Source organism: Mesorhizobium sp. M0833 (assembly GCF_040319905.1).
In the GTDB taxonomy this organism is placed as follows: Bacteria; Pseudomonadota; Alphaproteobacteria; order Rhizobiales; family Rhizobiaceae; genus Mesorhizobium.
Genome location: NZ_JAMYOQ010000070.1, coordinates 1 through 5,482, shown reverse-complemented (window position 1 = coordinate 5,482; position 5,482 = coordinate 1). Strand labels below are relative to the sequence as shown.

Here is a 5,482-nt window from a genome sequence, read left to right as displayed (position 1 = left end):
CACATCTCAAGGCCTTGAATGCGCTGAAGCCAGGTGTTCCCGCGTCGGATGTGCATGCTGCATGGCGGGCTCATCTTGATGCATCCAAGGCGTTCCCGAGGCTCGAGCATTGCGGTTACACGGTCGGGATCTCATTTCCTCCGACCTGGACAGGCGGCCCTGGTATAAACAGTCTGCATGGGGCGAGCACTGTCCAGATCCGGGAGGGGATGGTATTCCACCTGCTCACATGGATTACGGATAACGCGGGCAACGATAATTTCTTGTCGGATTGTGCGCTGGTTGAGAAGTCCGGCGGTGTTTTCGTGACGAATTCCCCAAGAGACCTCGCTGAGGTTTAGTAGCTTCGCCAAGGTTATCTCTGGAAGCCGCTTAGAGAATAGGTTTTGCGAAGGCGATGAAGGTTATCGAAGCTGAACAATCTTTCAATACGGCATCGGGGATTTATGAGATTCTACGGAATCGTATTGCTCTACTAGAGTATTCACCGGGAACAAAGTTGTCGGAGAACACCCTCGCTGCTGAGTTCGGGATCAGTCGGACACCCCTTCGCAAAGTGCTTCAGCGCCTGGAATTCGAACACCTTCTGGTGCGATCTCAGGGTTCCTATACTACCGTAACGGATGTCGATTCAAAAACTCTCAGCCAGATATATGAAGTAAGAATGGTTCTGGCTGAGAATCTTTATAGATTTATAGAATTGCCGATTCCCGGAGTAACCATTCAATCACTGCAAAGATTGGCCGATGAGGCTAAGCAGCTTCAGTCAAATCATGACGTTTATTTGCTAGGCAGGATACATCGTGAAATTGAAGAAGCGCTCGCAGGCACTATCTCAAATATTAGGGCGCGCGAGATAACTGAGCAGCTGTACTTCGAGATTGGTAGAATTTGGCTTAGCTGCGTGCCTAAATTAGACTGGGATCAAGAGGTGGAACTTCTTTCGTCCGAACTGCGAGAACTGATTGCTGTACTCCAGCGCGGCGACCTACGCGGCTTCGGCTTCCGCAGACGAAACCAGGCTGCGATGGCATTTGATCGCATTTACAAAGTCATTTCCGCGCAATGAATCGCGGAGTGAAAAAGTCAAAAGCCGCACCGCGAGCGGGTGACCCAGCCAATGGTGGTCTGCTGTGAGTTCTCGCTGAAGTGCGACCTGGCAATGCGGCAGGTTAACGCGTTCCCCGATTGGCCGACAGTATCTTCTGACGGAAGACTTCGGCCGGTGTTCTGAAGCCGAGGCATTTCCGGGGCGTCGAGTTGAGATGGGCGCACACTGGTGCAGGTCGCGACGCTCGATCGACAATGGATCGGTGTCTCGCGGAAGCCATTTGCGAGCGCAGCGGTTGGTGTTTTACACCGTGCCTTTGTGCCACGGCGCCTGCGGATCGCAGAACCATGTCTGCACGCCGAGACCGGCCTGAAGGTACGGCCAGTCTGTGAACTCCGTGCCGCGGTCGAAGGTGATCGATCGACGGGCGGAGTGGAGAAGGGGACCAAGCACGTCAATCAAGCCGTCCATGATCGCGCCGCGACTGCCGGTCGTTGTTACGCAGGAAGACCGTGAAGCGGCTCACCCGTTCGCCTGAGCCAGTGCTTCTTTTTGTCCAGGACACGGCTCGGATTGAGGCATCGAGTGTGTGGGCACAGGGCGGACTGGCTGCCAGCCTTGGCGTTGACGACGATCCGGTACTGCACCTCGCCGACACGCTCGCTGCCGGCGATAGGCTGTACGACGCGGAAATCGTTAGCGCATCCTCCATGCCGCTCCGAACGCGATTGGGACCCTGGCAAACCTTGGGGCCCGCTTCGATTGAACGCCTGAAGGAGCACTGCTGCTGGGATTGGAGGCCGCGCACAGCCGCCAGCGCATCGTTCATGCCGGCGGCGACGGCAGCGGTACAGGAAATCATGCGTGCGCTGGTCGAGGCTGTGCGTTCTCATCCCTCGATTGTAGTCATCGAGGGTGTGGAGGCGCGTCGGCTGGCTGTGGAGGACAATACGGTCCGCGGCGTTTGGGCAAGCTGTTCGATGAATCCTGTATTCTTGGGAACAGGACGGGTCGTCCTCGCCACCGGCGGGGATTGGCCGCCTGTTCCACGACACGACAAACCCGCTCGGCAACTGCGGACAGGGGCTGGCGCTTGCGGCGCGCGCGTGCGGTCCTTGCCGACCTGGAATTCATCCAGTTTCATCCGACGGCGCTCGACGGGCCGGATCGCCCGATGCCGCTGATCAGCGAAGCGGTTCGCTGCGAAGGCGCGACGATTGTCGACGAAACAGGCCAGCGCTTCCTTGAAGACTTGCATGACGCTGAACTCGCGCCGCGCGATGTGGTGGCGCGCACGATCTGGACGCATCTTTCGAACGGCCACCGTGTCTTCCTCGACGGACGACAAAAGCCCGGCCCGACATTCGCGCGGCAGTTTCCGACAATCGCAGCAACCTGCCGCAGCGCCGGCATCGACCCGACGCGAGCTCATTCCCATACGGCCGGCCCAGCACTATCACATGGGCGGCGTCGCGGTGGATCAGGACGCACGTAGCTCCGTTGCCGGACTTTGGGCCTGCGGCGAAGTCGCCTCGACCGGACTGCACGGTGCCAAAGGGCTTGCCAGCAACTCGCTGACCGAGGCGATCGTATGCGCGCGCTGGGTCGCCGAAAGCGTGGCAGGATCTCCCATCGGTGTCAGCACACGATCGACGGCGCGGGAAATTCCGGCGCCCGATCCACTTCCCTTGCGCCCTCTCCTCTCACGCAGCCTTGGCGTGAAACGAGATGGCTTGCGCGAGGCCGTGAGCGCATTGCTTCCGCTGGCCAAACGCCACGATGCGGCGTCCGATCCCGCGGCAGTTGGACTGATGATCGCAATTGCCGCCTTGCTGCGCCAAGAAAGCCGCGGCGCTCATTACCGCACTGACTTTCCCGATCGTGCGATCGTCGCCCGCCGCTCCAGGCTCACGCTCAATGAAGCCTTGACGACGGCCGGGGAACTCGCATGTTCGTCAACGCTTGAAGAGTTTGGGCAATGAACCTCTCGCCGCTTGCCACAATCCTGCTTGAGCCTTTGGTGCGGGCAGCACTTCTGGAGGATCTCGGCCGGGGGGGTAATCTGACGACCGACGCGATCGTGCCGAAGAACCATCGCCACCCGCTATTGCATGGGCGCTGCCTGGCGAAACCCCAAGGCCATCTACGCATCGGAAGGCGATGCGGTTGGGCGTGAACTTTGCTCGAACTCGAAGGTTCGCAAGATCAGCTTCACTGGGTCGACCGAGGTCGGGCGGCTGCTCATGAGGCAGTGTTCGGACCAGATCAAAAGAACCAGCTTCGAACTTCGCTCCTTTCATCGTTTTTGATGATGCAGATGTCGATGCTGCCGTCGATGGTGCGGTACAGGCGAAGTTTCGCATGCCGGCCAGACCTGCGTTTCAGCCAATCGGCTTTACGTGCAGTCCAGCGTCTATGATGAATTCGCCAAAAAATTCACGAAGCGTGTCCGTGCATTGCGTGTCGGTGACGCTTTCGAGCCCGATGTCACGATCGGCCCGCTGATCGATACATGCGCCCTTGCAAAGATTGAAGACCATGTTGGCGATGCCGTGCGCAAGGGTGGGAAGATCCGTTGCGGTGGCAGCCGTGTCGGCAATCGGGAACATTCTTCGAGCCGACGGTGATCACAGGGGTCGAAAGGACAATGCGGGTCGCACAGGAAGAGACCTTCGGGCCGTTGGCTCCTCTCATCCGCTTCAATGATCCCGACCAGGTGGTGCGCGAGGCCAATGACACCATCTACGCTCTTGCAGCCTACTTCTACGCCTCCAATCTCAAGCGTGTCTGGCGCGTTGTCGAAGCGCTCGAATGTGGCATGGTCGGCATCAATACGGGACGCATGTCCTCCGAGGCCGCGCCCTTTGGCGGAATGAAGCAATCAGGGATTGGCCGGGAGGGGTCGCGTCACGGCCTCGAGGATTATCTCGAAATGAAGTACCTCTGCATGGGAGGCCTTTAGCACCGTAGCATACCCGGGCCTACGACTGCTCCGTTGCAGCCACCAGATCATCCGGAACCGTGGGGTTCGAGCCGGCCCGGATCCGGCGCGCATTGTTAGATGTCCGCCCATCCCTCTGCAATGTCTCGAGAATGGCGATATCAATCCTGTCGAGCGGCATTTCTCAGGATTCCTGCGATAATTCTGCTGTTTTGTGCAAGAATGATCGAACCACGCCCCGTAGCGCAAGCGTATTCGCGAACACTTGCGGACCGATTCGTGGTTCACTCCGCCAATACAGGGTCGAGCCCCAAGGGCCGGATCAGGAGAAGAAAAATGCGCGTCGGCTGCCCCAAGGAAATCAAAAAATCACGAATACCGCGTCGGGCTGACGCCGGGCTCGGTCCGCGAATATGTCGCTCATGGCCATGAAGTGTTGGTCGAGACCGGCGCTGGCGCCGGCATCGGCGCCGACGACAACGCCTACCGCGCTGCCGGCGCCACGATTGCCAAGACGGCCGCCGACGTGTTTGCCAAGTCCGACATGATCGTCAAGGTCAAGGAGCCGCAGCCCAACGAATGGGTCCAGCTGCGCGACGGCCAGATTCTCTACACCTATCTTCATCTGGCTCCGGATCCGGAACAGACCAAGGCCTGCTCGCCTCCGGCGTCACCGCAATAGCTTACGAGACGGTCACCGACGACCGTGGCGGCCTGCCGCTGCTGGCGCCGATGTCTGAAGTCGCCGGCCGGCTATCGATCCAGGCGGGCGCCACGGCGCTGCAGAAGGCCCATGCCGGCCGCGGCGTGCTGCTGGGCGGCGTGCCCGGCGTGCTGCCCGGCAAGGTCACCGTGCTCGGCGGCGGCGTCGTCGGCCTGCACGGGCACGGATGGCGGCCGGTCTTGGCGCCGACGTCACCATCATCGATCGCTCGATCCCGCGTCTGCGCCAGCTCGACGACCTCTTCGCGGGCCGTGTGCACACACGCTACTCGACCATCGAGGCTCTCGAGGAAGAATGCTTCTCGGCCGACATCGTCGTCGGCGCCGTGCTGATTCCCGGTGCCGCCGCGCCGAAGCTCGTCACCCGCGAAATGCTGTCCGGCATGAAGAAAGGTGCCGTGCTGGTCGACGTCGCCATCGATCAGGGCGGTTGCTTCGAGACCTCGCACGCCACAACCCATGCCGAGCCGACCTATGAGGTAGACGGCGTCATTCACTATTGCGTTGCCAACATGCCGGGCGCGGTGCCGGTCACTTCGGGCCCACGCACTCAACAACGCGACGCTGCATTATGGCCTGCAACTCGCCGATAAGGGGCTGAAGGCGCTGGTCGACGATCATCATTTGCGCAACGGCCTGAATGTCCACAAGGGCAAGATCACCAACCGCGCGTGTCGGTAGCAAATCAAGTTGTCCGGGTTTGGTAGCACATCATTTGTCCGCTTCAGTTTTGCGTCGAAGCGGTTCACGCGGCTTGCCCGGTGCGG

General features: G+C 60.1%; 5 protein-coding genes and 5 pseudogenes. 8 read left to right on the top strand and 2 right to left on the bottom strand.

Annotated elements, in window-relative coordinates:
* Window positions 1-341, top strand: a 341-nt coding sequence (locus NKH98_RS32655; RefSeq protein WP_352904285.1) for a M24 family metallopeptidase, incomplete at its 5' end; no start/stop codon positions are given.
* Between the two features lie 56 nt (window positions 342-397).
* Window positions 398-1,069: a GntR family transcriptional regulator gene (locus tag NKH98_RS32650; protein ID WP_352904284.1), complete on the top strand. Its 672-nt coding sequence runs from the start codon at window positions 398-400 to the stop codon at window positions 1,067-1,069.
* 103 nt (window positions 1,070-1,172) lie between these two features.
* On the opposite strand, the pseudogene NKH98_RS32645 reads toward NKH98_RS32650, so the two are convergent.
* A pseudogene (locus NKH98_RS32645) lies at window positions 1,173-1,583 on the bottom strand (IS30 family transposase); the annotation flags it as partial.
* Here NKH98_RS32645 and NKH98_RS32640 point away from each other — a divergent pair.
* From NKH98_RS32640 to NKH98_RS32620, 5 genes and pseudogenes are all read left to right on the top strand, one after another.
* Entirely contained in the window at window positions 1,564-2,235 is a 672-nt protein-coding gene (locus tag NKH98_RS32640; protein WP_352904283.1) for an FAD-binding protein, read from the top strand. The pseudogene NKH98_RS32645 and the gene NKH98_RS32640 sit on opposite strands and share 20 nt — an antisense overlap.
* Window positions 2,145-2,568: pseudogene (locus NKH98_RS32635) on the top strand (FAD-binding protein); the annotation flags it as partial. The gene NKH98_RS32640 and the pseudogene NKH98_RS32635, both read left to right, overlap by 91 nt.
* 294 nt (window positions 2,569-2,862) lie before the next feature.
* A complete protein-coding gene (locus NKH98_RS32630) occupies window positions 2,863-3,033 on the top strand; it encodes a hypothetical protein (protein WP_352904286.1) in 171 nt (56 codons plus the stop codon).
* Window positions 3,030-3,149, top strand: a pseudogene (locus NKH98_RS32625) (carboxylating nicotinate-nucleotide diphosphorylase); the annotation flags it as partial. The gene NKH98_RS32630 and the pseudogene NKH98_RS32625, both read left to right, overlap by 4 nt.
* Window positions 3,150-3,162: 13 nt before the next feature.
* Window positions 3,163-4,013 (top strand): annotated as a pseudogene (locus NKH98_RS32620) (aldehyde dehydrogenase family protein).
* A 19-nt stretch (window positions 4,014-4,032) separates the two neighbouring features.
* On the opposite strand, the gene NKH98_RS32615 reads toward NKH98_RS32620, so the two are convergent.
* Entirely contained in the window at window positions 4,033-4,173 is a 141-nt protein-coding gene (locus NKH98_RS32615) for an AsnC family transcriptional regulator (RefSeq protein ID WP_352904282.1), read from the bottom strand.
* A gap of 155 nt (window positions 4,174-4,328) precedes the next feature.
* Between NKH98_RS32615 and ald the strand changes: the two are divergent.
* A pseudogene (ald, locus tag NKH98_RS32610) lies at window positions 4,329-5,396 on the top strand (alanine dehydrogenase).
* The last annotated feature ends 86 nt before the right edge of the window (window positions 5,397-5,482 follow it).